The sequence below is a fragment of the Bradyrhizobium iriomotense genome (assembly GCF_030160715.1).
Lineage (GTDB): Bacteria > Pseudomonadota > Alphaproteobacteria > Rhizobiales > Xanthobacteraceae > Bradyrhizobium > Bradyrhizobium iriomotense.
Genome location: NZ_BSOW01000101.1, coordinates 1 through 1,857 on the forward strand (window position 1 = coordinate 1; position 1,857 = coordinate 1,857).

The 1,857-nt window shown below is 59.8% G+C and carries 1 protein-coding gene; it reads right to left on the reverse strand.

The window, feature by feature from the left end:
• A partial coding sequence (locus tag QQL28_RS45560; RefSeq protein ID WP_284276404.1) for an adenylate/guanylate cyclase domain-containing protein occupies nucleotides 1-1,857 on the reverse strand: 1,857 nt, incomplete at both ends.

The following is a 1,857-nucleotide window of genomic DNA, read 5'->3' on the forward strand; positions in this document are numbered from 1 at the left end:
CCGCCACAAGCAGCGCCAAAGCGGCCGCAAGTTCTTTGGGCTTGGATGGTACCACTGCAGCCAACAATTCAAACGAGAACTCTCGGCCAATGACCGCACCAATCTGAGCGACGACTTTGCTCTCCGTCAGCCGGTCAAGGCGGGCCAGCAATGAGTCCTGCAGCGTTACCGGTATAATCCGCTCGCGGGAGACTCGCGTATCGTCATTGGAATTGGCGCTCGCCTCAATCGGCCCCGACTCGATGATGACTTTCGTCAGTTCCTCGATGAACAACGGCATCCCATCCGCTTTGGCGACAATCTGCTCGACAAGTGTGTCAGGCAAATTCTTCTGCGCCACCCGGCGGACCAACTCGTACGACTGCTGCCGGCTCAGTCGATTGAGGCTAAGCGACACGACGGAGTCGCGGCCTGTCCACGGGGGGCGAAACTCCGGCCGGTACGTGATGACGGCCAGGATCCGAGCACGATCACCCCGGTCCAAGCTACGGCTGATCGCCTCGGAGGTCGTCGGATCAATCCAATGCGCATCCTCCAGTATCCATAATACCGGCTTCAGCCGCGACAGGTTCAGGAGCCAATCGTCAAGAGCATCAAGCGTCAGGCTCTTTATCTGCTCCGGCGGCACCTCGTGTCGGGGTAAGCGATCACCAACGGGTATCGATAGCAGGCTGGCAAAAAGCGCAATCGTCTCTGGTGCCACGTTCACGGCCTTCTGGATCTCAGCGATCAGCTGATTTAGTTTCTCCTCCGACTCCATGTCGAGCGTAAGTCCGGCCATACGCTCGAAATAGGTGATGAACGGATGCAGCGCACTTTCGGTATGGAACGGTGAGCATTGCAGTCGGATGATGAAACGGTCCTCCTTTGAAATCCGGCTCGCGAGGGCCATGCACAGTCGCGACTTCCCGATTCCCGCTTCACCCGTCAGCAGGACCATTTGACGCGCGCCTTCGCGCGCGGCTTGCCACCGCCCAAGTAACAGCGACAGCTCGTCCTCTCGGCCAACAATCTCTGTCAGATCGGCGTGATGAGTAGCATCGAAGCGGCTTTCGGCGGCCGTCTCGCGCAGCACGCGCCAGACAGGCCGTAGGCTAGGTAGACCTTTCAGGTCGCGCATGCCAAGGAATTCAAGTTCGAACATGCCCTCGACCAATCGGCGTGTGCTGCCGGCAATCGCTACCCCATCGGGCGGAGCAAGAGCCTGCAGCCGTGCCGCCAGCGCTGGGGTCTCGCCGACAACCGATTCTTCCCTCGCGGCGCCCTCGCCCAGAAGATCACCAACGACGACAAGGCCTGTCGCGATGCCCGACCGCACATGTAAAGTTATCCCGGGCAGCGAGACGGCGTTTGGCACAGTCCGACCAAGTTCAAGGCCCGCGCGCACCGCCCGTTCCGCTGCATCTTCCAGCGCGGCTGGATAGCCAAAATACGCAACTATTCCGTCGCCGGTATATCGGGCAATGAAACCGCCGAGAGAGGTCACAACCGTTACGCATGCGTCAAGGTAGATACCCATCACCTTGCGGAGTTCTTCCGGGTCAAGTTTAGAGGCAAGGGCTGTCGACTCGACCATATCGCAGATCAGCACGGTCAGTTGTCGCCTCTCTGCATCCACCCGCGTTCGCACAAGCTTGACCAGCGCGTGCTGGTTCGTCGCTTCGCGCCCGAGAAGGTCGTCGATCGCCTTGAGAAGCCTCTTCCGGTGCCCCAGCGGCACACCGAGACGCGCCAGATCATCATCTGTCAGATCTGGCAGAACGTCGCGTTCGATCGCCTGATCGGAGAACAAGGCCCGGTATTGGCCAAGCCCAAGTCCTTCAAGCCATTCGCCGAGGTCCAGACTTTGCATCAGAC